Origin of the sequence: Cohnella sp. GbtcB17 (assembly GCF_019091135.1) — a bacterium.
In the GTDB taxonomy this organism is placed as follows: Bacteria; Bacillota; Bacilli; order Paenibacillales; family Paenibacillaceae; genus Cohnella.
Genome location: NZ_JAGXJW010000006.1, coordinates 128,352 through 150,345, shown reverse-complemented (window position 1 = coordinate 150,345; position 21,994 = coordinate 128,352). Strand labels below are relative to the sequence as shown.

General features: G+C 60.1%; 25 protein-coding genes. 9 read left to right on the top strand and 16 right to left on the bottom strand.

Annotated features, from left to right (window positions below; genetic code table 11):
- Positions 1-13 precede the first annotated feature (13 nt).
- From KVT38_RS04950 to KVT38_RS04940, 3 genes are all read right to left on the bottom strand, one after another.
- Positions 14-889, bottom strand: coding sequence for a carbohydrate ABC transporter permease (locus KVT38_RS04950; protein ID WP_368859054.1), 876 nt, complete (start codon positions 887-889; stop codon positions 14-16).
- Entirely contained in the window at positions 886-1,857 is a 972-nt protein-coding gene (locus KVT38_RS04945; RefSeq protein WP_217592578.1) for an ABC transporter permease, read from the bottom strand. The genes KVT38_RS04950 and KVT38_RS04945 overlap by 4 nt, the downstream gene beginning before the upstream one ends.
- A 203-nt stretch (positions 1,858-2,060) precedes the next feature.
- A complete protein-coding gene (locus KVT38_RS04940) occupies positions 2,061-2,630 on the bottom strand; it encodes a spore coat protein (RefSeq protein ID WP_217592577.1) in 570 nt (189 codons plus the stop codon).
- 178 nt (positions 2,631-2,808) lie between these two features.
- Between KVT38_RS04940 and KVT38_RS04935 the strand changes: the two genes are divergently transcribed.
- Positions 2,809-3,486, top strand: a complete 678-nt coding sequence (locus KVT38_RS04935) for a stalk domain-containing protein (RefSeq protein WP_368859053.1) — start codon at positions 2,809-2,811, stop codon at positions 3,484-3,486.
- Between the two features lie 79 nt (positions 3,487-3,565).
- Here KVT38_RS04935 and KVT38_RS04930 read toward each other — a convergent pair whose 3' ends face one another.
- The 8 genes from KVT38_RS04930 to KVT38_RS04895 form a co-directional block, all read right to left on the bottom strand.
- The gene (locus tag KVT38_RS04930; RefSeq protein ID WP_217592576.1) at positions 3,566-3,964 is read right to left on the bottom strand and encodes a hypothetical protein; all 399 of its coding nucleotides are present in this window, start codon (positions 3,962-3,964) and stop codon (positions 3,566-3,568) included.
- 97 nt (positions 3,965-4,061) lie between these two features.
- Positions 4,062-4,904, bottom strand: coding sequence for an SDR family oxidoreductase (locus KVT38_RS04925; RefSeq protein ID WP_217592575.1), 843 nt, complete (start codon positions 4,902-4,904; stop codon positions 4,062-4,064).
- 14 nt (positions 4,905-4,918) lie between these two features.
- Positions 4,919-5,368, bottom strand: a complete 450-nt coding sequence (locus tag KVT38_RS04920; protein WP_217592574.1) for a DUF1905 domain-containing protein — start codon at positions 5,366-5,368, stop codon at positions 4,919-4,921.
- Between the two features lie 94 nt (positions 5,369-5,462).
- A complete protein-coding gene (locus KVT38_RS04915) occupies positions 5,463-6,026 on the bottom strand; it encodes a DUF2812 domain-containing protein (RefSeq protein WP_217592573.1) in 564 nt (187 codons plus the stop codon).
- Between the two features lie 2 nt (positions 6,027-6,028).
- Positions 6,029-6,364: a PadR family transcriptional regulator gene (locus KVT38_RS04910; RefSeq protein ID WP_483298156.1), complete on the bottom strand. Its 336-nt coding sequence runs from the start codon at positions 6,362-6,364 to the stop codon at positions 6,029-6,031.
- 165 nt (positions 6,365-6,529) lie between these two features.
- Complete coding sequence (locus tag KVT38_RS04905) at positions 6,530-6,973, bottom strand: SRPBCC family protein (RefSeq protein WP_217592610.1); 444 nt, start codon at positions 6,971-6,973, stop codon at positions 6,530-6,532.
- A 206-nt stretch (positions 6,974-7,179) separates the two neighbouring features.
- Complete coding sequence (locus KVT38_RS04900) at positions 7,180-7,860, bottom strand: aspartate/glutamate racemase family protein (RefSeq protein ID WP_217592572.1); 681 nt, start codon at positions 7,858-7,860, stop codon at positions 7,180-7,182.
- Positions 7,857-8,579, bottom strand: a complete 723-nt coding sequence (locus tag KVT38_RS04895; protein ID WP_217592571.1) for an ArsR/SmtB family transcription factor — start codon at positions 8,577-8,579, stop codon at positions 7,857-7,859. The genes KVT38_RS04900 and KVT38_RS04895 overlap by 4 nt, the downstream gene beginning before the upstream one ends.
- Before the next feature lie 84 nt (positions 8,580-8,663).
- Here KVT38_RS04895 and KVT38_RS04890 point away from each other — a divergent pair, with 84 nt between their 5' ends.
- Positions 8,664-9,137: a DinB family protein gene (locus KVT38_RS04890; protein WP_217592570.1), complete on the top strand. Its 474-nt coding sequence runs from the start codon at positions 8,664-8,666 to the stop codon at positions 9,135-9,137.
- Between the two features lie 19 nt (positions 9,138-9,156).
- Here the strand turns inward: KVT38_RS04890 and KVT38_RS04885 are convergent, their stop codons facing one another.
- Entirely contained in the window at positions 9,157-9,663 is a 507-nt protein-coding gene (locus KVT38_RS04885; RefSeq protein ID WP_217592569.1) for a GNAT family N-acetyltransferase, read from the bottom strand.
- A 166-nt stretch (positions 9,664-9,829) separates the two neighbouring features.
- Between KVT38_RS04885 and KVT38_RS04880 the strand changes: the two genes are divergently transcribed.
- The 7 genes from KVT38_RS04880 (at position 9,830) to KVT38_RS04850 (ending at position 16,978) form a co-directional block, all read left to right on the top strand.
- Complete coding sequence (locus tag KVT38_RS04880; RefSeq protein WP_217592568.1) at positions 9,830-10,594, top strand: SDR family oxidoreductase; 765 nt, start codon at positions 9,830-9,832, stop codon at positions 10,592-10,594.
- 660 nt (positions 10,595-11,254) lie between these two features.
- Positions 11,255-11,905 carry a GntR family transcriptional regulator gene (locus KVT38_RS04875; RefSeq protein ID WP_217592567.1) on the top strand — a complete coding sequence of 217 codons (651 nt, stop codon included), beginning with the start codon at positions 11,255-11,257 and terminating at the stop codon, positions 11,903-11,905.
- A gap of 192 nt (positions 11,906-12,097) precedes the next feature.
- On the top strand, positions 12,098-12,919 hold the full coding sequence (locus tag KVT38_RS04870) for a metallophosphoesterase family protein (protein WP_217592566.1): 822 nt from the start codon (positions 12,098-12,100) through the stop codon (positions 12,917-12,919).
- Between the two features lie 33 nt (positions 12,920-12,952).
- Positions 12,953-13,741 carry a tyrosine-protein phosphatase gene (locus tag KVT38_RS04865; protein ID WP_217592565.1) on the top strand — a complete coding sequence of 263 codons (789 nt, stop codon included), beginning with the start codon at positions 12,953-12,955 and terminating at the stop codon, positions 13,739-13,741.
- 60 nt (positions 13,742-13,801) lie between these two features.
- Positions 13,802-15,151 (top strand): ABC transporter substrate-binding protein, encoded by a 1,350-nt coding sequence (locus tag KVT38_RS04860; RefSeq protein WP_217592564.1) that lies wholly within the window; start codon positions 13,802-13,804, stop codon positions 15,149-15,151.
- 19 nt (positions 15,152-15,170) lie between these two features.
- Positions 15,171-16,142 carry a carbohydrate ABC transporter permease gene (locus KVT38_RS04855; RefSeq protein ID WP_217592563.1) on the top strand — a complete coding sequence of 324 codons (972 nt, stop codon included), beginning with the start codon at positions 15,171-15,173 and terminating at the stop codon, positions 16,140-16,142.
- A gap of 17 nt (positions 16,143-16,159) precedes the next feature.
- The gene (locus KVT38_RS04850; protein WP_217592562.1) at positions 16,160-16,978 is read left to right on the top strand and encodes a carbohydrate ABC transporter permease; all 819 of its coding nucleotides are present in this window, start codon (positions 16,160-16,162) and stop codon (positions 16,976-16,978) included.
- A 314-nt stretch (positions 16,979-17,292) separates the two neighbouring features.
- On the opposite strand, the gene KVT38_RS04845 is transcribed toward KVT38_RS04850, so the two are convergent.
- The 4 genes from KVT38_RS04845 to KVT38_RS04830 form a co-directional block, all read right to left on the bottom strand.
- Entirely contained in the window at positions 17,293-18,609 is a 1,317-nt protein-coding gene (locus tag KVT38_RS04845; protein ID WP_368859052.1) for an extracellular solute-binding protein, read from the bottom strand.
- Between the two features lie 73 nt (positions 18,610-18,682).
- Positions 18,683-19,537 carry a carbohydrate ABC transporter permease gene (locus tag KVT38_RS04840; protein WP_217592560.1) on the bottom strand — a complete coding sequence of 285 codons (855 nt, stop codon included), beginning with the start codon at positions 19,535-19,537 and terminating at the stop codon, positions 18,683-18,685.
- Between the two features lie 3 nt (positions 19,538-19,540).
- Positions 19,541-20,509 carry a carbohydrate ABC transporter permease gene (locus KVT38_RS04835; protein ID WP_217592559.1) on the bottom strand — a complete coding sequence of 323 codons (969 nt, stop codon included), beginning with the start codon at positions 20,507-20,509 and terminating at the stop codon, positions 19,541-19,543.
- A 69-nt stretch (positions 20,510-20,578) separates the two neighbouring features.
- Complete coding sequence (locus KVT38_RS04830) at positions 20,579-21,988, bottom strand: ABC transporter substrate-binding protein (protein ID WP_217592558.1); 1,410 nt, start codon at positions 21,986-21,988, stop codon at positions 20,579-20,581.
- Positions 21,989-21,994 lie beyond the last annotated feature (6 nt).

Below are 21,994 nucleotides of genomic sequence, written 5' to 3'. Positions count from 1 at the left end.
GATAACCATAGCGTTAGCCTTTCACGGAGCCGACCATGACGCCCTGAACAAAGTACTTCTGCAGGAACGGATAGACGATCATCATGGGCAGGGTCGAGAGGATGACGGTGGCTGCGCGAATCGACTCGACCGGCGGCGGCAGGCTGTCCCCGTCGAGCTGGTCGAGGGAAAACGTGTACATCTTGCGCAGCACCAGTTGAAGCGTAGACAGCTTCGGATCGTTGATGTAGATGACGACATTGATGTATTCGTTCCAGTGACCGACTCCGTAGAACAGCGACAACGTCGCAACGATCGGCAGCGACAGCGGCAGCATGATGCGCACCAGAATGCCAAGCTCCGAGCAGCCGTCGATTCGGGCCGATTCCCGCAGGCTCGCGGGGATACCCTGGAAGAAGTTGCGCATAAGGATGAGCAGCCAGGCGTTGATGGCAAAAGGCAGCATGAGCGCCCATACCGTATCGACGAGATGAAGGGCGCGCACAACGAGGTAGGTCGGAATCAGGCCGCCGTTAAACAGCATCGTCACCAGCACGATGGCCATAAGCGCATTGCGCCCCGGCAGTTCCCGGTTCGACAGCACGTAGGCGCCGAGCGACGTCATGACGAGGTTGATCAGCGTGCCGACAATCGTGATGAAAATCGTAATGCGGTACGCCTCCGGAATGCCGGAGAAGCGAAGCACGTACAGGTAGCTGTCCAGGTGGACGGATCGCGGGAACAAGAGCATGCCGCCTTGTTCGACGATGTCCTTCATGTCCGCGAAGGACGCGAACAGCACGTTCACGAACGGATACAAGGTCGTGATGCCGAGCAGCACGAGGACGCCCAGGATAATGAAGTCTGCCGCTTGGGGCCTGGTAAAGCTTGAGCTTGTCGATCGTTTCACCAGATACCGCCCTCCTCATCGAATTTTTTGGCCAGACGGTTGGCGATCAGCACGAGCGCAAGGGCGATGACGGAACGGAACAATCCGACGGCTGTCGCATAGCTGTAATTGTTCGTGTTCAGCAGTCCGACCCGGTAGACGTAGTAGTCGACGACCTCGGCGACCGACGAGACCTGCGGGTTGATCATGACCAGAATCTGCTCGAAGCTGACGCTCAGAATGCCGCCAAGGCTCAGAATGAACATGATGCCGATCACGCTGCCGATGCCCGGCAGTGTAATATGCCAGAGCCGCCGGAACCGATTCGCGCCGTCCATCGCGGATGCCTCGTGCAGCTCGGGGTCCACACGGGTAAGAGCCGCAAGGAAAATAATCGCGTTCCACCCGATTTCCTTCCATATCGCGCTCCCTACGAACATTGTCCTGAAGTAATCGGCGGAGGATAGGAACGGCAGCGTATGGCCCGCAGCTCCCTTGAGCAAGGCGTTCACAAGACCATTTTCGGAGAAAAAATTGTACATCAGCGCATAGACGACGACCCACGATACAAAATGAGGCAGATAGGAAACCGTTTGAATGATCCGTTTCCAGCGGGCGAACCGCATCTCGTGAATCAGCAGCGCGAACAGGATCGGCGCGGGGAAGCCGAACAAGAGCCTGTAAAACGCCAGCACGAGCGTATTCCGAAAAATAATCCAGAAATCCCCGTTCTCGATAAAGCGCCGGAAATGCTTGAGTCCCGCCCAGTCGCTGCCGAATATCCCTTCCCGGAAGTTGTAATCCTTAAAAGCGATGATTACCCCGACCATCGGCGCATAATGGAAGATCGCGAAGTATGCGAGCACCGGCACGAAAAGCGCGTAGATCGGACCATAACGCTTTATTCGGTTCCAGGATCGCCTCCGGGCGTCCGCCCCAGCCCCTTGGGTACGAAGCCGAGCCGCACGCCAGCGTACGGGTATTGCCATTTGTGAATGCACTCCTTTCAAATTAAAGCGCTTACTATCGACCGCAAGGGAGTTAGCTGCATTCTCACACAGGCGCCGGGCGGGCTACAAGAAACCAGATCGCTTAATCTTGTTGAATCGGGCGAATAAGCGTTTTGGATAAAAAAACGCAACGAAAAACACCGAACGACTGGGTCGCTCGGTGTTTTTCGTTAGCGCTTGGCTTATTGGTATACGGTCATCGGCTGGTGATGCGGCACTTCCCGGTAGATCTGGCCGATCGTCTCCATCAGGTTGCCCGTCGCGGGCACGATCGGGTACCAGCCTTTGCGGCCCATGTACGACCATACTTCGTGCGCCTGGTGCGAGCACATGCGGAACGCGTCCTCGAGAAACGCCCGCAGCTGCGGCGTCCCGCATTCGAAGGCCGCCCAAGCGTACTCGCGGCCCGCACGCTTGAGCGTCAGCAGATACGAGGTGGCGATCGACCGGTCGTCCAGCTCGGCCAGCTTCACCTGCGGCTCGATGGACGGGTACGGCGGCGCCGCTACGGGCAGGAGCGCCGTCATCGACAGGCCGGGGACGTTCAGCTTGTCCGTGGAGCCCGTCATTTTTTTCACGAATTCGATTTTCATATTGTAATCCTGGACATGGGCGGGATACTGCTTCGCGATCATTTCCTTCAGCTCGGGATCCTTCGCCTGATTCAGGAACAGCGCCATCGACTGTATGGAGTTCGTGCAGCTCATCAGCAATTCGTTCAGCTCAAGCGCCTCATGGTTACCGAGATTCAATTTGGAAAAACCCCCTTCGATTGGATACGCGTCGCAAGTAGTATGCCAATCGGAACGAGGGATATGCGAAGCCAAGCAACATAGGCCTTTGGAATCAATTATCCGAAAAATATTTGCGCTGACTTTCCAGCTATTTCTATACTAGAATCGTATATCCGCAAATAAATGGCACAGGAGCGTGAACAGATTGAAGAAAAAGCTGACCGCAGCCGTCATCGGGCTGTCGATGGTCGCCAGCATGGGCGCCGGCGCCTATGCCGCATCGAATTTGACGCCGATCAAGGCGTTCCTCAATTCGGGACTGAGCTTCAAGGTGAACGGCAAGCCGTTCCAGCTGCGCGACGGCAACGGCGGCACGCTGGCGCCGATCACTTACAACAATACGACCTACCTGCCGATCCGATCCGTCTCCGACGCGCTCGGCGTCGCCGTGCACGTGGATAACAAAGGCCTTATCCAGCTCGGCGAGACGGTCGACGGCATATCGATCGCGACCGGCTTCGAGGGCGACAATCGCACGAAGGATCCGTCCAAGACCGTCTACGACGGCAAGGACTACAAGGAAGTGTTCTTGGACAACCACAGCGGCGATCGCAGCGCTTCGTTCATGCTTTATCCGAAAAAGAAATACCAGAAACTGTACATTCAAGTTGCCGCGATCGGCAAAGACATCAAGGCGTTCAACGTTCGGGACAGCGACACCGATATCGAGCTGAAAACGAAGCCGATCGCCATGGGCGATGGTCTCACCACGGTTGAAGTGGACATCGGGGGTTCCGACGCGCTCTACGTATGGGCCGAAACATCCGACGGCGGCTCGGTGTTCATTCCGCTGACGACTTCTTACTTCAAGTAAGGACGAGCGAGCCCCGATGATGCGCGAAAACCCGTCAGTGCCGCGGCACTGACGGGTTTTTTATGTCATTTTGCGTCCCTCAGCCGTGACGATGCCGGGTCCTGCCCACGAGCCAGACCACCAACTCCAGCACAACGCCGACCGCCAATCCAAGCCCGAGCAGCTCCATATAAACGAGCAGGCTCGACAGATCCTCCCAACCCGTGTTGCCGCGCGAAACGAACGCCATGAGCAGCAGACCGAGCAGATTTCCTGCCAGGGTCGACAGGGCGAGCCTCCGCGCGCCGAGCCAGCCGCATAGGGCCGCGAATGCGCTGACGACGAGTGCCACCAGCAAAAAGCGAAAAGCGTGCACGGCCGTCCATGGCTGTCCCAGCACGGCAAACCGTATGAGCCAGAACAGCAGGGTCGTGACGAGCCAGGACGTCGCGCCCCAGGAGAGCCATCGCTTGCTTCGAGAAGCGGGAATGACGCGCATGACGTTCACCCTTTCACCCGACGATTATCGGTACCGATCCGGCAGCCATTCGTTCCTATGCTTATTATGGTATAACCGATTCCAGCGTGTCGCGCGCCTATTGGTTCAGTTGGATTTTCCGCGTATTCAGCATGCCATCCAGCCCGGTCGGATCCTGGCTGGTCTTGAAGCGCGCAAACGTCTCGGCGGCCTCGGAGGTCCGGATGCGCAGGGGCTTGGTCTCCATTTGCAGCAGCTCCCCCACGACATCTGCGACCGATTCCGCTGTCTGCGGCACAGCATTGCGGCTCGCGAATCCGTCCAGGTAGCGCTGGACGACCGGCTTGTACTCGTCGTCGAGAATGCCGCCCGTCGCATTCACCTGCTCCATCACGGTGCCCACGAACTGTGTCGCGATGGCGCCAGGCTCGAGCAGCGTGACGTCGATGTTGAACGTCGGCTTGTAATACGTCGCCAGACTCTCCAGCAACCCCTCGACCGCGAACTTGCTGGCGCAATAAATCTCGTTGAGCGGCTGACCGACCAGACCGCCGACGCTGGAGGTGGCAATGATGTAGCCGCCGTTCGCCGCTTGGCGGAGCAGCGGCAGCGCCGCGCGAATCGTATGCATCACGCCGTAGACGTTGGTGTCGAACACCCGGTGAATATCCGCGGGGTCGGCTTGTCCCAATGCGCGGAGGAATCCGAAGCCCGCATTGCAGAACAGCACGTCGAGCGCTCCCTGTTCCCGTTCGATCGCCCCGAACGCAGCCTCCAGCGAGGCGACGTCCGTGACCTCCATTTCGATCCAGTGCAGGTTGTCCTGTCCGGCATAGCGTTCCCGATCCCGCTCGACGTGGCGGGTTCCCGCGTAGACGATCCAACCCTCTTGCGCCAGCTTAAGCGCCGTCGCCAGCCCGATTCCGGACGAAGCGCCCGTAATTGCGATAATGCCGCTCATATCCCGAGTCCCCCTTATACGGTCTTGCCTTCGCTCAGCGCCTGCACGGCCTTGTCGATCCGGCGCTGACGCGTCTCCGCGGTCTTGGCGCCTTCGACCGAGAGGACGACGCGGCTTTTGTTGCTGTTGGAGAGTCCGCCATAAAATTCGCGCGCCGCAGGCGCGCCAGCGAGCGCGGCGGCCAAATCGTCGGGGAGCTTCACCTCGCGCGGGTCCGTATCCAGCTTGAGCTCCACCTCGACCTCGTCGCCCGCCGCCACGCCGGCGGCGCCGCGATGCTCCGCGCTCAGCGGCAGCATGTAGCGCCCGCCCATCGCCGCAACCGTGCTGCGATACGTATAGCCGCCCACCGTCGCGTATACCGCCGGCTTTTTGCCCGATCCCAGCGCTTCGACCGCTTCGGCCGGCACCTCGATGCCCGTCGCCGTCTTGCCGTTCAACTCAACCGTCGCTTTGAACTTCAACGTCGCCCGCTCCTTTGCTATGATCGCTTCCCCACCAGTATAGCAGGCCGACGCCCGCCGAACGAGACACGCCGCCTACTGCGATGCGGGGCATCTACGTCTTCTCTCCGCCGATCTTCTTGATCCTTCGATTCATCTGCGCGGCGCCGTACCCGAGCAGGACGAACAGAATCGCATAGATGGCCAGCACCGGCACCGCGAGCCCCCAACGGACCTCATCGTCCGCCAGGAACAAGATGCTTCTAAAGTTGGCCGCCACAATCACGACATTCATGAGCAGCACAATCAGCAGCATGCGCTGGAGCTTCTTATAATGCTCGGTCAACGATTCGCGATCCGTGTACAGCCTCGGCGTCTCGCCCGGCTCCCAAGGTCTGCGGAAATAATGCCAAATGCCGCTGTACGCGTTCACGTATTCCCAGCCCATATCCCGGTACAGCTCGATGTACTCCTCCAGCTTGCCGTTCTTTTTCGTCAACCCGCCCTGATAGTCGATGCCATACGTATACCGGACCGTCTCGTCGCGCTCGAACTCGCTTCTGAACGCGCTGCCCCTCGTCAGGTGCAGCCCGCGAGCCGACAGCTCGTTCAGCCAACGTTCTTCCTTCTCGTAGTCCCAGCTCATCCAAGCATGCCATCTCTTCTCTGTCCGCGCCACCGTTAATCCCTCCCGTTCAAGGCATGTCGTCCCGCCGCGAGCAGCTCCGCCAGCCGCTCGACCTCCGCCGCCAGCACCGCGCGCCCGTCCGCCGTGATCGCATACAGCTTGCGCCTGGCATCCGCGCCCTCGGCGCCCGGATACGGCTCGATCAGTCCCTTGCCCTGCAGCGTGCTCAGCGCCGTGTACAGCGTGCCCGCCCCCAGCTTCAGCCGTCCGCCGCTCATCCGATCGACCTCCTGCATCATGCCGTAACCGTGCGACGGCTCCGCGCAGAGCGTCACCAGGATGTAGTAAAACGCCTCCGTCAGCGGCAGCATTTGCTTTGATTTGTCCAAGTGAGATCCTCCATGTCGCCACTATACCGCCTGGCGATGTATCGTATGACGATATAATATAATGCGATATATCGGATGTCAATATAGTACCGCGCAACTCAAACGCCAGACGTAAAGAAACCGTCAGGACTGGTTGTCCTGACGGTCCAATACGTGTATGCCTTATTAGTTAGGACGCACGTGCGCGTCCGGCGCTTTGTCGGCAACGACGTTCAGCTCGATGTCGTGCTCGAGCAGCGCCTTCAGCGCGCAGAGCATCATGTTGAAGCCGCCGGTCGAGTCGAGCGCCTGAGCCACGACGGCATCGCCGTCGCCTTGAAAGCCCGAGTTGACGACGCTTACGAAGGTTTCATTTTCCCCGCGGCTCGTAAAGCTCCACTCCACCTGGGTGAAGCCGCTCGTCTCATCGCCCCAACGAATCTGGATTCGCCTGTTCGGGTCCAACTGCAGGACGTCAACCTCCGCGGCAGCGCCGTACATCTCCCATTCCCATCGGACGCGCGCTCCCGCAGTCAATCGGCCGCTGCTCCTGGTGAACCAGAACCGCGTTGTCACCGAAGGGTCGACAAATGCTTCAAATACTTCTTCCACCGGCTTGCGTACGAGCATCTCCGCTGTCGCCACCGGTATTTGGCTGAGGTGCAGGGAAGCCACCGACGATCTCTCCTCGCGTTAAAAGAGTCTGGTCTTCATCCCTATTCTAGCATGTTTGCGCGTTGCGAATTTCTTACCGATTGCGGGCTTCCGACATGGCCGGCTGAATGCGCAGTCCATCTTCGGCCAGACGGAAGGCCGACGTCCGGCGCTGATTGGCGCTACTTGCGGCCGCCGAGCTCCCGCGCCAGCGCTTCTACCGCTCCGGCAAGCGGACGAAGCGGATGGCCGATCGTCGCGCCCCGCGAGGCCCCCGCCTGCTCCGCCGCGTCGGCCATCGACAGCTGCGCGACGGAGACGGGCCTTGCGGGATCGGCGTCGAGAAGCCGCTTCAGCTCCGCCTGAACGACGGCCCGATACGCTTCCTTTTCACCGCGCATGATGAGATCGAACGCCTCCGGCAGTACGACGGTCTCGATCTGCGGACGCGCATAGCCGAGACGCTCCGCATAATCGTACAGCCGGTTCGTCGTCCCTTCCACCGTCGCCGGGTTCGTGAACAGCAGCGCATGCGTTCCCGCGCGCCGGCAGATTTCCTCGAAGAACGGCTTGTCGATCTTAAGAACCGGCAGCTTGACCGCCAGCCGCGCTTCGTCGAGCAGGGCGATATCGTTCGTACAAGTGATCAGGATCGCGTCGGCGCTCGCCTTCGCCATCCATTCCAGCTGGCGAACGACATGTGCTCGCGCTTGCTCCTCCGAGAACGATGTATCCGCGCTCATGCGCGCGATCAACCCCGGATCGACGTAATGGGTCCACGACAGCCCTTCGGGCACGCGAAGTCCGTCGACGTAAGCGATATTCGATTCATGCGCGTGCAGGCAGGCGATATTAAGCGTCATTCGGGATTCCTCCGATTCCGATCAGGCGACGCCCAGTCCATGCCGTACAAGTCCCTGAGACTGTCTCGACCTCGCTCGGTGACGCGCAAGGCTCTCGTTCCTTCGATGCGCTCGACCCAGCCGTTCGCGAGCGCCGCCGATGCGATCCGTGCGCCTAGGTACCCTCCGACATGATGATACCTTTCGCTCCAATCCAGGCAGCGTTTGGCGAATACGCGCCTTCCCGGAGAAGGCGTGCGGAGGTCGACCCCCCAGCTCAAGAAGTGGTCGGCGCCTTCGTCCGTCAGGCCGAATTCCCGGTCGGAGAGGATCGACAGATACGACCGCTCCAGCCATGCGTTCGTCAAGGCGACGCCCAGCCGGCCCGCGAGATGGTCATAGCAGGTACGGGCATGGCGCACTTTGACAAGCTCCTCGGATTGTCTAAGCGATCTGACGGGGCGGGCAGGCGACAGCACCTCCAGCATCTCCACGAACTGCGCCACCTCCGCGTTCGCCAAGCGATAATAGCGGTGCCGGCCTTGCGACTCAACCTTCAGCAGATTCCCGTTTACAAGCTTCGACAGATGCGCGCTGGCCGTCTGAGGCGACACGCCGGCGATATAAGCCAACTCTCCGGCCGGCAGCGCCTGTCCTCCCATTAAAGCGTCCAGCATCTTGGCGCGGCTCGGATCGCCGATCAGCGAAGCGACAGATACGATATTCTGATATGCATTCATACTTCGATGCTAACCGAAATGTCGTCGTACTACAATACAGTCCTAACGACGGTTATCGCCGATCCCATTCCAGGAGGGTTAAACATGGACGCCAAATCGCTCATCATGCTTGATCTGAAAGAAACCCGCAGAAGATTTATCAAAGCCGCCTCCGCCATCCCGGATCGGCATATTCACTGGCAGCCCGATGCCACGGCCCTGTCCGTCGGACAGATGATCAGGCACGTGCTGGAGCACGACTATTACTGGCATATGATCTTGACCGAACAGCGGCTGCCGACCGAGGAGGAAATGGCACCGATGCAGGATCGACCCTACACAAGCATTCAGGACGAGATCGTGCGAAGCGAAGCGAACCACGCGCGGTTCCTGTCCCATGTGGAATCGCTGGACGTCAGCACGTTCGGGACCGTCTTGATTCGCTGGCCGCATCGTCCGATCGAACGCTGCCTCGGAGATGCGCTTGAACGCAAATCCTATCATGACGCCGTCCATACAGGTCAGTTGCTGCAGTATATGCGTTTGCTCCAGATCAGCCGGCCGGATATTTGGGATTGACGCTATTCGCCGGAGCCCTTCAAAGCTCCAGCCGCCAGTCGTTGCACCGCATCCAGCTGCCCGGCGGGTATTCGAATTCGATCTCTCCCGCCAGCGTAAAGCCGAGCTTGCGGCACACGGCGTTGGACGCGGGATTGTCAACGCCCGGATACGCGTGGACGGCGTCGCGCGCGCCTTCGCTGCGAACGATCTCGATCGCCTGCTCAACCGCGGCGGTCGCGATCCCCCGTCCCTGATAGGCCGGCAGAATGCCCCAGCCCATCTCGCATACTTGCTCCCCCTGCCAGGTCCGCTCCCAATAGCCGACGCTGCCCGCAAGCTCCCGCTCCGGCAGCGCAAGGACGGCGAACATGCGCCCCGTTCCTTTTTCGGCGATCCGCAGGTACCGTTCGTGCCGGGACGCGACCTGCTCCTCCGTCTCCGGTCCGCCCAGCGATCTGGTCATCTCCGGGGCATTCAGCCGGTGCAGCAGCTCGAGATGTTCCGCCGACCAGGGTACGATTTCCACTTGCGTTCGTTTGCTCATGCTATCGCCTCTTTCGCTTATCGTTCGATGATCCCATTCTATCAGTCGGCGCCCCGTTCTTCCATCGATCCGAAGGCTTGTCCCTTCTCTCCGAATAGAAGCGCAACATCGCAAAAGAACGTCCGTGCTATAACTGGACTTGTAAAAACGGAGGGAGATGATCCGAATGGGTAACTTGCATGGTAAGGTCGCTTTGGTGACGGGGGCGAGCAGAGGCATCGGACGCGGTATCGCGCTGCGCCTTGCCGCGGATGGCGCGACCGTGGCGGTGCATTACGGAAGCAGCCGGGAGCGAGCGGAGGAGGTCGTGCGCGAGATCCGTTCCGGCGGCGGGTCGGCCTTCGCGATCGGCGCCGATCTTGTGGGCGCCGGCGGCATCGAAGCTTTGTTCGAGGCGCTGGACGGACGCTTGGACGGGCCGGCGGCCGGTACGAAGCTTGATATTTTGGTTAACAACGCGGGCATCGGGCAGCAGATCGGCATTGAGGAAACGACGGCTGCGTCCCTGGACGAAGTGCTTGAGATCAACGTCAAGGCGCCGATCCTCGTCATTCGGGAGGCGCTAAAGCGCATGAACGACGGCGGCAGCATCATTAATCTGTCCTCCGCCGTGACGCGAATTCCCCTGCCGAATCTGCTCGGCTACAGCGTGTCCAAAGGCGCGATCAATACGCTCACGCTGAATCTGGCGCAGGAGCTCGGCGGCCGCGGCATCCGGGTCAACGCCATCCAACCCGGCATCATCGACACCGACATGAACGCGGGAACGCTCCAAGATCCGGGAGGCAGAGCGTTCGCCGCGGGGCTATCCGTGTTCGGCAGGTGGGGACAGCCCGAGGATGTAGCCGACATCGCCGCGTTCCTCGCTTCCCCGGACAGCCGGTGGGTGACGGGCCAGCTCATCGATGCGAGCGGGGGCTCGAGGCTTTGATCGCCTCTCCTACAGCAGGCGATGCACCGAATTCGGCACTCGCATGGCCAATCGCCTCTCCTACAGGAGGCGATGCACCAAATTCGGCACTCGCCGAGCCAATCGCCTCTTCTACAGAAGGCGATGCACCAAATTCGGCACTCGCCGAGCCAATCGCATCTTCTACAGAAGGCGATGCACCACATCCGGCGCTCGCATAGCCAATCGCCTCTCCTACAGAAGGCGATGCACCACATCCGGCGCTCGCATAGCCAATCGCCTCTCCTACAGAAGGCGATGCACCACATCCGGCGCTCGCATAGCCAATCGCCTCTCCTACAGAAGGCGATGCACCAAATTCGGCGCTCGCATAGCCAATCGCCTCTCCTACAGAAGGCGATGCACCACATCCGGCGCTCGCCGAGCCAATCGCCTCTTCTACAGAAGGCGATGCACCACATCCGGCGCTCGCATAGCCAATCGCCTCTCCTACAGAAGGCGATGCGTCTGGAGGCTCATCATACGATGCAGGCTTGTATCCTGCACAAGCACACACAAGAAACGATTTGGCCTTTTCTGCGCGCAGACACGTTAACAATGAGCCGCATTGCCCGCCGCCGATCGACAAGATATACTAAATGGATATCACGATCGGCAACGATTCGAAGGAGATTGCCTTTTATGTCCGACCTGCCTCTCGCGGAAGTCGCCTACCAGGAACTCCGGCAGCGGCTGCTCAGCGGTCAATATTTGCCCGGCCAGCTGCTCTCGGAGAGCGAGCTCGCGAGCGGGCTCGGCATGAGCAGGACCCCCGTCCGCGCCGCGGTCATGCAGCTGGAGAAAGAAGGATTCCTGGAAACGCTGGTCAAGCGCGGAATCCTCGTCAAAGGTATCGACGTCAAGGAACTGTACGATATGTTCGACCTGCTTAACGCGCTTTATCTGTTCGTGCTGGAGCGCATGGAGCAGGATCAGTACGAGCCCGACTTCGAGCGGCTGCGTTACTATCTGGACCAGCTCATCGAGGCCAGCGAGCGCAAGATGCACCGCGAGTATTACGAGTCGGGCCTCATGTTCATGAGCACGCTGCTCTCCACGATCGGCAACCGCAGCATCATGGAGACGTTCGACCGTTACAAGGACAAGGTGCTGTACGTCGTCGTCGCCTATCGGTCGACCGAAGGCTCGAACCGTCCCTATACGGGCAAGAAGCTGTACGCCGAAATTTACCGTCATTTAACCGAAGGCAACTACGTGGAAGCCAAAGCCGCCATCCAGGCGTCCAAACGCAACTCGCGCGAAGAGCTGCTCAGAAACGGTTACAAGGTATAAAAACATATAGCGACGCCGCTTCCCAGCGCCGCCGCATCGTTGAAAAAGCCCCGAAACCTCCCGTTTCGGAGCTTTTTTGCGTGCCTGCACTTTTTACACAACTCCGTTCGCTCGTTTATATCCACCTTACATACAAGATCAATAATTCTTGTATACAAGATAACTTTTCAAAAACCAAGGAGGCTATTGAAGATGAAAAGCATGAAATTCGTCCACCTGACCGACACGCACATGAACGCGCCGAGCTCCGAGGGCCCCTTCGCCAAATTCAAGCTTGCCGAAAAGGTCAAGCAGACGTTCCGCCACCTCCGCGACGCGAATGTTGCGCCGGATTTCGTGCTCATCACCGGCGACCTGTCGCATGAAGGCGATGCAGCCGACTATGCTTACATCCGCACAGTAATCGACGAATGCTCGGCACTGATCGGCGCGCCCGTTCACGTCGTACTCGGCAATCATGACCACCGCTCCGCGTTCCGCCAAGGCTACCTCGGCGAATCGCCTACCGAAGAAGCCTACTACTACTCACTCGACTTCAACGGCCTGCGTCTGATCGGCCTAAACTCCCAAGTCGCTGGCCGCCACGACGGCGAGCTCGACGCCGCGCAGCTCGCCTGGCTAAAGGACGAGCTTGCGACCCCCGCCCCGCTCGGCACGATCATCGGGATCCATCATCCGATGATGAGCGTTCGCGGCATGTCCGGCGACCACCTGCTGGCGAACCGCGCGCAGCTCGGCGACGTGATAGAAGACACCGATGTCATCGGCGTCATGGCCGGACACGTCCACTCCAACAACGTCGGCACCTACCGCGGCATCGTCAACGTCGCGGCCGCAGGCACGGCGTTCACCGGCGAGCTGGCGGACGCCGAGAACTATAAGATGGTCGATTTCTGCGGCTTCAACATCGTCGACATCTCCGAAGAGGGCATTTCGATCCAGACGACCGTGCTGCCGACTTCCGGCGAAGAGTACTTCCGCTTCCCGATCGCCATGCTCGTCGCCCAGCACTGATTACCGACTTCGATAACCGAGGAGAGACGCAACATGACGACGATTCAAATGCCGGCCTGCCTGCTGCCGCTGGAAGGCGCCTTTAACTTCCGCGACATGGGCGGACTGCGCACCGAAGACGGCCGAACGGTCAAAAAGGGATTGCTGTTCCGCGCCGCCGAGCTGACCGGCCTGACGGAAGCCGACCACGAGGCGCTGCGCGCCATCGGCCTGAAGCACGTTTTCGACTACCGCAACCGTGCCGAAGCCGAAGAAAAGCCGGATCCGGTCATCGGCGAAGCGCGCTACATCCGCGTGCCCGCCAACGAAGCCGCCGAGAGCGCGCCGCACGTGACGATGGAGCAGCTGTTCAAGAGCGGCATGCATAAGGCGTTCACGGACAATATGCTGGACAGGCTCTATGCCAGCCTCCCGATCAACAACGCCTCCTACAAGCAGCTCATGTCGCTGCTGCGCACGCCGGAGACGAGCCTGCCGCTCGTCCATCACTGCGCAGGCGGACGGGACCGCACGGGTGTCGGCGCCCTGCTCATCCTGCTCACGCTCGGCGTACCATACGAGACGATCATGGAGGATTACCTGCTGTCGAACGTGACGCTCGAGAAGTTCCATGCGCAGATGTTCGACATGGCCGCGCAATATCTCGACGAAGCGTCGCTCCAGACGATGCGCCGCACGATGGCGCTGCAGGAGCGGTATCTCGACGCCTCGATGAACGCCATTTTGTCCGCGCACGGCACGTTCGAACAATATCTGTTCGCCGAATTCGGCATCGATGCCGAGGATCGGGCGCGCATCCAAGCCTTCTGCCTGGAAGCCTGATTCCTTAGAAGAATCGCCATCCAACGGCATCCATTATTGAAAAGGGGGATTCCTGATTTTATGAAACCGTTTATGAAAGGCACCGCCCTGGCACTCGCCGTCGCATCCGCAGCCAGCCTGTCCGCTTGCGGCTCCGCCGCGGAAGGCGAAGCCGACGCGGCTGCCGCTACCGCGGCGCCAAGCCAGACGGAGCTCGCCAAGCTCGATCCCGCAAATCCGACCAAGGTTACGTTCTACTCCTACAGCTTGGCTTACCCGACGATGAAGCCCGGCATGGAGCAGCTGATCAAGGAGTTCAACGACACGGTCGGCAAGGAAAAAGGCGTTGTCGTCGAAGGCGTCGCGGACACGACGATGCAGCAGTACAAGGCGGACATCTCAGCGGGCAAAGAAGTCGACGTCGTACAGCATCCGTTCGGCACGCTTGACGCCTCCCGCCTGAGCCTCGGCTTCAAAGCGTACGAGGACGTATTCCCGAAGGCGGAGCTGGACGCGCATCTGCAGGGCATCTCGCCCAACGCGCTTGAGCTCGGCAAGATCGACGGCAAGATGTACGGCCTCGCCTTCACGTTCAGCACGCCGATCGTCTTCATCAACGGCAAGCTGTTCGAGCAGGCCGGACTCGATCCGGCGAAACCGCCGAAGACTTGGGCCGAGATCAAGGAAGCCTCTCTTAAGATCAAGGCCGCCACGGGCAAGGACGGCTTCGGCCTGACGCCGACCAACGGCTGGATCACCGAAGGCCTCATCCTGAGCAACGGCGGCAGCGTACTGTCGAAGGACCGCAAGTCGGCGGAATTCGCGAGCCCCGAGAGCGTCGAGGCGATCGAGACGTGGAAGGATCTTTACCAGAACGGCGCATCGGCGCCAGGCACGGAGACGGAGCTGGCAGAACAGTTCATGGCCGGCAACCTCGGCATGTACGCCTCTTCGACCTCGCTCTACAGCGGCATCAAGAAGGCGTCCGAAGCCGGCGGCTGGAAGGTATACGGCGCAGGTCTGCCGCAGTTCGGCGACAAGCCGGCCGTCCCGGTCAACTCGGGCAGCGTGCTCGCGATCCGCTCGGACACCCCTGAGAAGAGCGCGGCGATCTGGGAATTCATCCGCTTCGTCACCGGCGACCGCGGTTATACGATCATCACCTCGCAGATCGGCTACCTCCCGCTGCGCACTGCACTGGCTGACGACCCGAACGGTCTGAAGGATTTCGTCGAGCAGAACCCGCTCTACCGGATCAACCTCGAGCAGCTGTCCCATATCCAGCCGGTCGCCATCTGGCCGGGCGAATACGCCACCGAAGCGGCCACCGCGTTCACGGACGCCATCGTCAAGTCCGTCATGACCAAGGACGGCGACGTCAAGGCAACGCTGCAGAAGGCGCAGGACGACATCAACCAGATGATCCAGTAACGAATCGAAAGGAGCCGTCATGAGCCAAGCGATCGAAAACGCCTACGCGCCCCCCCTTGCGGGGAAGCCGCCCGTAGCCTTGGACCGGCCTCGGACCCGGACCAAGGCGCTTCGCATGCTGAAGCCCTGGCTGTACCTGCTGCCTGCGCTGGTCCTGCTCGGCATTTTTATGTACAGGCCGCTGCTGTACACGTTTTATTTGGCTTTCCACAAATGGAGCATGGTCCCCGGCACCGAGCCGCTTTACGTCGGATTCGACAACTTCTCGCGGCTGCTGGCGAACAAAAGCTTCGCCGACTCGATCGGTAACACCGTTTTCTACACGGTACTGCTGCTGCCGTTCTCCATCGTCATTCCGCTCGCGCTGGCCGCGGTCACCCATCACACGGCAGGCCGCATGAAAAACGTGTACCGCGCGCTGTTCTTCATCCCCATGATCCTGGCGCCGGTATCCGTGAGCGCGATCTGGCGGTGGCTGTTCCATCCGTCCGGCGGGCTCGTGAACACCGCGCTGATGAAGCTCGGCCTGATCGAGACGCCGATCGCCTACTTCTCGGATCCGTCCTTCGCCAAGTGGATCATCCTGCTCATCACGGGGTGGAAGATGATCGGCTTCAGCACGATCATGTTCTCCGCGGCGCTGACGGGGATCAACAGCGAGTACTACGAAGCCGCTTCTCAGGACGGCGCCGGCAGCATGCGCCAGTTCTGGCGCATTACCGTCCCGCTCATGTCGCCGATGATTATTTTCATGCTGACGATGAGCATCCTGTTCTCCAGCCAATGGACGTTCGCGTACATCGACATCCTGACGACCGGCGGTCCGTACGGCACATCGACCAACGTCTACTACGAGATGTACAAGTTTGCTTTCTCCAATCTCAACGCGGGCTTCAGCTCGGCGGCGTCGCTCCTGTTCTTCGTCGTCTTCGGCGTCATCTCGCTGCTGCTTAATTCGCTGTCGCGCCGATTTTCCTTTTACGATAACTAAGACGGGAGGAGCCGACCATGAAAAGAAAACCGCCGGCGGTCTCGATCCTGCAGCATGGCCTGCTGTCGCTCATGTGCGTGATCGCGCTGTTCCCGCTGTACTGGATGCTGAATTCGTCGTTCAAAAACGAATCGGACATCTTCAAGTCCGACTTCCTGCCGCCGAGCCCGATCCTGAGCAACTACAGCTACGCGTTCGAGCAGATGCCGATTTTCCGCATGATGTTCAACTCGTTCGGCGTCTCGATCCTGATGACCGTGCTGCAGCTGTTCACCGGCCTGCTCGCGGCGTATGCGCTCGTCCGCTGGCGCTTCCGCGGTCAGACGCTCATCTTCACGCTGCTGAGCCTGACGTGGCTCATCCCTTTCCAATCGATCATGATCCCCAATTACGTGCTCGTCAACAATATGGGCATGAACGAGACGCTGATGGGCATCGTACTGCCGTTCGCCGTATCCACCTTCGCCATCCTGTCGCTGTATCAAAGCTTCCAGTCGTTCCCGAAGGTGCTCATCGAGGCGGCCTGCATCGACGGACAGAGCGACTTCGGCATTCTGACGCGGCTCATCCTGCCGAACATCAAGTCCTCGGTCGCCTCGCTCGGCATCATCCTGTTCATCAACGGCTGGAACGAATACCTGTGGCCGATGCTCATCACCAAGAAGATGGAGAACGCACCGCTGCAGATCGGACTGAAGCTGTTCGTCAACTCCGACTCCAACATGTGGGGCTCGCTGATGGCGGCCACGACCGTCTCGTGCCTGCCGATCCTCCTCATCTACCTGCTGCTGCGCCGCCAGATCGTGGACTCGTTCGTGCGGTTCGGGATCAAGTGACTGTTGTATGCGAAAAAGAAATCGCCCTCCGGCGGCCACGCGTAGGTGGCGGGAGGGCGATTTTGTCGTTAACGCGGGCGGACTCGGGGAAATAGTTGCCAAAAGGCAGTTATTTTTGCCGATTTCCCGAATCGTGAAGCGATAAGTGTTAAAAAGCAGTTATTTCGGCGGGTGGTGGCGGATATGCGGCTAAGGGCGAGGAAATAACTGCCTTCTGACAACTATTCGCGCAAGTCGCCTGACTGACGTGAAATTAGATGCCTTTTGACAACTATCCGGCCTGCATCAACCGACGCCTATCGCCACACACCACCTCACTGCCCCGCCTTAATCACCTTATCATGCGCGGTCGCGAACGCTTCCGGCGTGACGGCCTTGCCGAACAGAGCTTGGATCTGGTTCAGGTGCGTCTCGGCGGCGGCGGGCGTCATCTGTACGTCGGCGAACAGCGTGACGCTCGTCGCTTTGTTCATCTCGTTAAGCAGGTCGACGTACAGCTGCGGCAGCTTGACGGCCGCCGTGTCGACCTTGGTCGCCGGGATGACGCCCGCGTCGGTGACGGAGCGCTCGCCCCAGCGCTTGACGAAGTACTCGACGAACGACTTGGCCTCCGCCTTCACCTCGGAGTTCTCGGCGACGAACAAGCCGACGCCGGGGCCGCCGACCCAGCCGTCGATATCTCCCTTGCCTCCCGCGACCGTCGGAAACTTGAAGAAGCCGACGTTGTCGCGGAAGCTGCGGGGGATGTCCTGGTTCGTCGTGAAGTTCGGCAGCTCCCACGCGCCCACCATGTACATGGCGGCTTTGCCGCTCAGAAACATCGCCTTGGCTTCGTCGTTGGACAAGCCGTTGAAGTCCGGGGGAAACGCGCCCGCGTCCACCAGATCCTGCACGCTCCGGGCGGCTTGGACGAGTCCGGGATCGGCGAAGGAGCGCTGGCCCGCGATCGCGTCCGTCAGCTTCTGCGCGCCCGCGATGCGGTCGGCCATGTACATGTACCACATCGACCCGGTCCAGCGGTCCTGATTGCCCAGCGCGATCGGCGCCACGCCGCCCGCGGCGAGCTTCCCGATGACATCGCGCAGCTCGTCGTACGTCTTGGGAACCTCCAGATGGAACTCGCGGAACAGCTCCTTATTATAGTAGATCGGCGCGATATTGAATTCGAGCGGCAGCGCGTAAGTCTTGCCGTCCACGGCATACGCTTCCGTCGTGCCCGCCACGAACGAGTCCTTCAACTCGCCGCGCAGCAGGTCGTCGAGCGGCGTGAACAGCCCGCCCGCCACGAACGGCTGCAGCGCGCCCGCCGCCCACGTCAAGCCGACGTCCGGCAGCTCGTTGACGGCGGAGAGCACCCGAAGCTTCGCCTTGTACTGCTCGTTATCGAGCACTTCCTGCTTGACGACGACGTTCGGATGCTCCGCCTCGTACTCCTCGATGATCTTGTTCACGATCCGGTGCTGGCCCGGCGCGCCGGATTCCGGCCACAGATGCATCATCCTGATCGTCACTTGATCGCCGGCGCCGGGGTTCGCGGCGAGCCGATCGTCCGAGCCCCGCCCGCATCCGGCCGTGGCGAGGGCCAAGCCGGCCGCCGTCAGCGCCGATACCGCCCGAATTTTTATGCGCACGTTTTTTGCCTCCACCATGCAGCATGACGATCCGCCAGGCGCGGAGCCGGACGGATCGAGGTTTGTACCCTTCTTATTCTTTGACGCCGCCGAGCGCGACGCCTGCGATAATATACCTGGACAGCAGGAAGTATATCACGAAGAGCGGCAAGGCCGTAAGGGCAAGCCCCATGTAGATCGAACCGAACTCCGTCTTGTAAATATCCCCTTTAAGCAGGCTGACCATAATCGGCAGCGTGTACTTTTCCTTCTGCGTGAGCAGGATGAGCGGCATGAACAGGTTGTTCCAGCTGGCGACGAAGGCAAAGATCGCCTGGGTAGCGATGGCGGGCACCATGATCGGCAGCACGATCCGGTTGAACGTGTAGAGCTCCCCGGCCCCGTCGATGCGCGCCGCCTCGACCATTTCGATCGACAGCATGGACAGCAGGTACTGCCGCATAAAGAACACAATGGCCGGGGCCGCGATGGCCGGCAAAATCAACGGCAGCAGGCTGTTCGTCCAATGCAGCTGGTACATGAACTTGTAGAAGCCGATGGCGCTCGCCTGCGCCGGGATCATCATGACGAGCAGAATAAACGTAAAGAACGCCTGACGGAGCTTCCAGTTATAAGCGACCAGCGCATAGGCGGTGAGTGACGAGAAGTAAACCGCGCAAAGGGTGGAGAAGCCCGAGATGATGAGCGAATTCAAAAATCCCTTGAGCGGATCGAAGCTCTTGCTCAGCAGCACGTCCAGATTCGTCTTCATATGCGTGGACGGCAGCAGGGACAGCCCGCTCTGGATCTCCGCCGTCGAACGCGTAGCGTTCACGAACATGATCCAGAACGGCAGGATGCTGAGCAGCGCCAGGGCGATGCAGACGATATAGACGATCGTGCGATTGACGTGAAGCGAGGCTTTGGATTCGGCCCGTACGTTTTCCATGAATCACAGCCCCCTTGCCGCCGCTCGCGCAGCCTTGTCGATTCTTTTTTGCGCTTTCTTGAGCCGGGCGGCGTCGCGGTCGCGCATGAGGTAGAACAAGAGACCCGACAGAACCGCCGCGATCGCGAACATGATCATGCTGGCCGCCGCCGCTTTGTTGAACATGTAGCTGCCCTTGAACGCTTGGCCGTAGATGAATACGGACGTCGTGAGCGTCGCGTCGTCGGGGCCGCCGAACAGGAACAGCTGCGGGATGTCGAACAGCTGCAGCCCCCCGATCATCGAGGTGATCAGCGTGTAGAGCATGATCGTCTTCAGGCTCGGCAGGGTGATCCGCACGAACGTCTGCCAGCCGTTCGCCCCGTCGATGGCGGCCGCCTCGAACAGCGCGGGATTGATGCCCATGACGCCGGCGATCAGGATGATCATCGTGTTGCCGTACCACATCCAGAACTGGATAAAGGCGACGATGCCCCGCGCGGTCGTCTTGTCCTGCAGGAAGTTGACCGGCGCGTCGATCCAGCCCAGACTCTCGAACAGACTGTTCACGGGACCCATCGGGTAAGAAAACAAAGAGTTAAAAAGCACGGCGATCGTGCTCGCCGTGATAATATTCGGCATGTAGAGGAGCACCTTGAACGCGCCTTGCCCCCGCACCTTGAGACGCTGGTTGGTGAACCAGGCGGTGAGCAGCAGCGCCAGTCCGATCTGGGGAATGAAGTTCAGGATCCAGATCAACGCGGTATTCGTTAACGATATGCGAAACGACGTGTTGTGCATAATGAGATCGGTGAAGTTGCCGAAGGGATTGTCCAGCATGTGAACCGGCTTCGGAATGACGCCCTTCATGTCGGTAAAGCCGATGACCGCCGTATATAGAACCGGATAGAACGAGAATACAAGGAACGCGAGTATGAAAGGCAAGCTGAACATGTAGCCGAATCTCGAATAGCTGACGCTCTTGCGGCGCATGGCTACCACCTCGTTTATTCAATTAAAGGGGCGGGCCGTCGACCCGCCCCTTCGGCGCAAAGTGCCGTCTTATTCGCTGTCGATGTCGAGCTGGTCCTTGACCTTTTGCTTGAAGTCCGCGATCGTCTTGTCCCGGCTCTTCGTGCCGTTCGCATATTCGCGCACCTGGTCGCGCCAGATGAGGTTGATCGACTCGTCGTATTGGGTAAGGTTCTTGCCGGTTGCGTTGGCGTTGGCCGGGACGAACACGTCGAACATGTTCTGCCCGCCGAGCAGCGCGACTTCGCCGTTGGACTTGGACATGACGACGCTCGACGCGACGCTGTCCTTCGTGCCTTGCTCGCCGGCCTTCATCGTGCCGTTCGCCCAGTAATATTGGAGACCGGTCTCGGATGTATCCAGCGTCACCCACTTGATAAAGTCGGCGACGGCCGCTTTCTTCGCCTCGTCCTTCGCGGCGTCCTTGTTCGCGAGCAGCCACGTGCCGCCCCAGAAGAAGCCGGTCGGCGATTCGGTCACGGCCCAGTCGCCGTTCGTATCCTTGACCTGGCCGTTCATGACGTAGTTGATGAGCCATGCCGGGCCGAAGAAGCCGAAGATCGGCTGCTTGCCGGTACCCGACATGTCGGCGTACCAGGCTTCCGTCCAGTCCTTCGTATCGTTCGAATAGCCGTTATCCTTGAGCTGCTTGGAGAAATCGAGGAACTGCTCGCGCTTCGGATCGATATGCAGCTTGCCGTCCACGATCCAACCTTTATCCGAACTGTTCTCGATCGGATGCCAGATGTCGCCGTCGCCGGATACGATGCCGTAGCCTTTTGCTTTGAGCTTGGCCGCTGCGTCGAAGAACTTATCCCAACCCGGACCGACCGCGGTCTTGATCGTCGCCGGATCGTCGGAGCCGAATACGTCCTTGGCGATCGAGCGGCGATAGATGAAGGCGCCCCCGGTCGCCTGGTAGGCGAGGCCCTTCAACTGGCCTTCCTTGCTGCCGATGTCGACCGAATACTGGGCGATGCCGGCTTCCTTCACCAGATCGTCGCCGAGTCCGAGGTCGGCATAGTTCGCCGCGTAGTCGGAGGCGTCTCCTTGGGTGTACTTCAGGACGAACGCCGATTCGGCCGCGTAAATGTCCGGAGCGTCCTTGCCGCCGCCGGCGAGCGCCTGGTCGAGGGCGGGCTGGTAGGCCCCGTCCGTCGTCGCGATGACGGTCGTCTTGAACTCCACGTTCGCGTCGGGATGGGTCTCGATGTACTTTTTCGTCATGTTCGGGATCTCGTCGGTGAAGCTCCAGAGGTTGATGGTCACCTTATCCTTTGGCTTGCTGCTGTCCGAAGGCGCGGCGCTGCTCGAGGCGGCGCCGGCGCTCGGGCTGGCCGATTGGCTGGCACCCGCGTTGTTGGAGGCGTCCGAGCCGCATGCGGCCAGGACGGAAGACAAGAGGACGATGGCGGTGCTTGCAGATAATGCGCGTTTCATTTTTTA

Bases quoted from the DNA above. Each gene is read 5' to 3' on its own strand.
- KVT38_RS04875 (WP_217592567.1), top strand. From the start codon at position 11,255: ATGTCCGACCTGCCTCTCGCGGAAGTCGCCTACCAGGAACTCCGGCAG.
- KVT38_RS04865 (WP_217592565.1), top strand. From the start codon at position 12,953: ATGACGACGATTCAAATGCCGGCCTGCCTGCTGCCGCTGGAAGGCGCC.
- KVT38_RS04945 (WP_217592578.1), bottom strand. From the start codon at position 1,857: ATGGCAATACCCGTACGCTGGCGTGCGGCTCGGCTTCGTACCCAAGGG.
- KVT38_RS04890 (WP_217592570.1), top strand. From the start codon at position 8,664: ATGGACGCCAAATCGCTCATCATGCTTGATCTGAAAGAAACCCGCAGA.
- KVT38_RS04925 (WP_217592575.1), bottom strand. From the start codon at position 4,904: ATGAGCGGCATTATCGCAATTACGGGCGCTTCGTCCGGAATCGGGCTG.
- KVT38_RS04830 (WP_217592558.1), bottom strand. From the start codon at position 21,988: ATGAAACGCGCATTATCTGCAAGCACCGCCATCGTCCTCTTGTCTTCC.
- KVT38_RS04930 (WP_217592576.1), bottom strand. From the start codon at position 3,964: ATGCGCGTCATTCCCGCTTCTCGAAGCAAGCGATGGCTCTCCTGGGGC.
- KVT38_RS04885 (WP_217592569.1), bottom strand. From the start codon at position 9,663: ATGAGCAAACGAACGCAAGTGGAAATCGTACCCTGGTCGGCGGAACAT.
- KVT38_RS04905 (WP_217592610.1), bottom strand. From the start codon at position 6,973: ATGCTCGTACGCAAGCCGGTGGAAGAAGTATTTGAAGCATTTGTCGAC.
- KVT38_RS04850 (WP_217592562.1), top strand. From the start codon at position 16,160: ATGAAAAGAAAACCGCCGGCGGTCTCGATCCTGCAGCATGGCCTGCTG.
- KVT38_RS04840 (WP_217592560.1), bottom strand. From the start codon at position 19,537: ATGGAAAACGTACGGGCCGAATCCAAAGCCTCGCTTCACGTCAATCGC.
- KVT38_RS04880 (WP_217592568.1), top strand. From the start codon at position 9,830: ATGGGTAACTTGCATGGTAAGGTCGCTTTGGTGACGGGGGCGAGCAGA.
- KVT38_RS04900 (WP_217592572.1), bottom strand. From the start codon at position 7,860: ATGACGCTTAATATCGCCTGCCTGCACGCGCATGAATCGAATATCGCT.
- KVT38_RS04860 (WP_217592564.1), top strand. From the start codon at position 13,802: ATGAAACCGTTTATGAAAGGCACCGCCCTGGCACTCGCCGTCGCATCC.
- KVT38_RS04895 (WP_217592571.1), bottom strand. From the start codon at position 8,579: ATGAATGCATATCAGAATATCGTATCTGTCGCTTCGCTGATCGGCGAT.
- KVT38_RS04855 (WP_217592563.1), top strand. From the start codon at position 15,171: ATGAGCCAAGCGATCGAAAACGCCTACGCGCCCCCCCTTGCGGGGAAG.
- KVT38_RS04835 (WP_217592559.1), bottom strand. From the start codon at position 20,509: ATGCGCCGCAAGAGCGTCAGCTATTCGAGATTCGGCTACATGTTCAGC.
- KVT38_RS04870 (WP_217592566.1), top strand. From the start codon at position 12,098: ATGAAAAGCATGAAATTCGTCCACCTGACCGACACGCACATGAACGCG.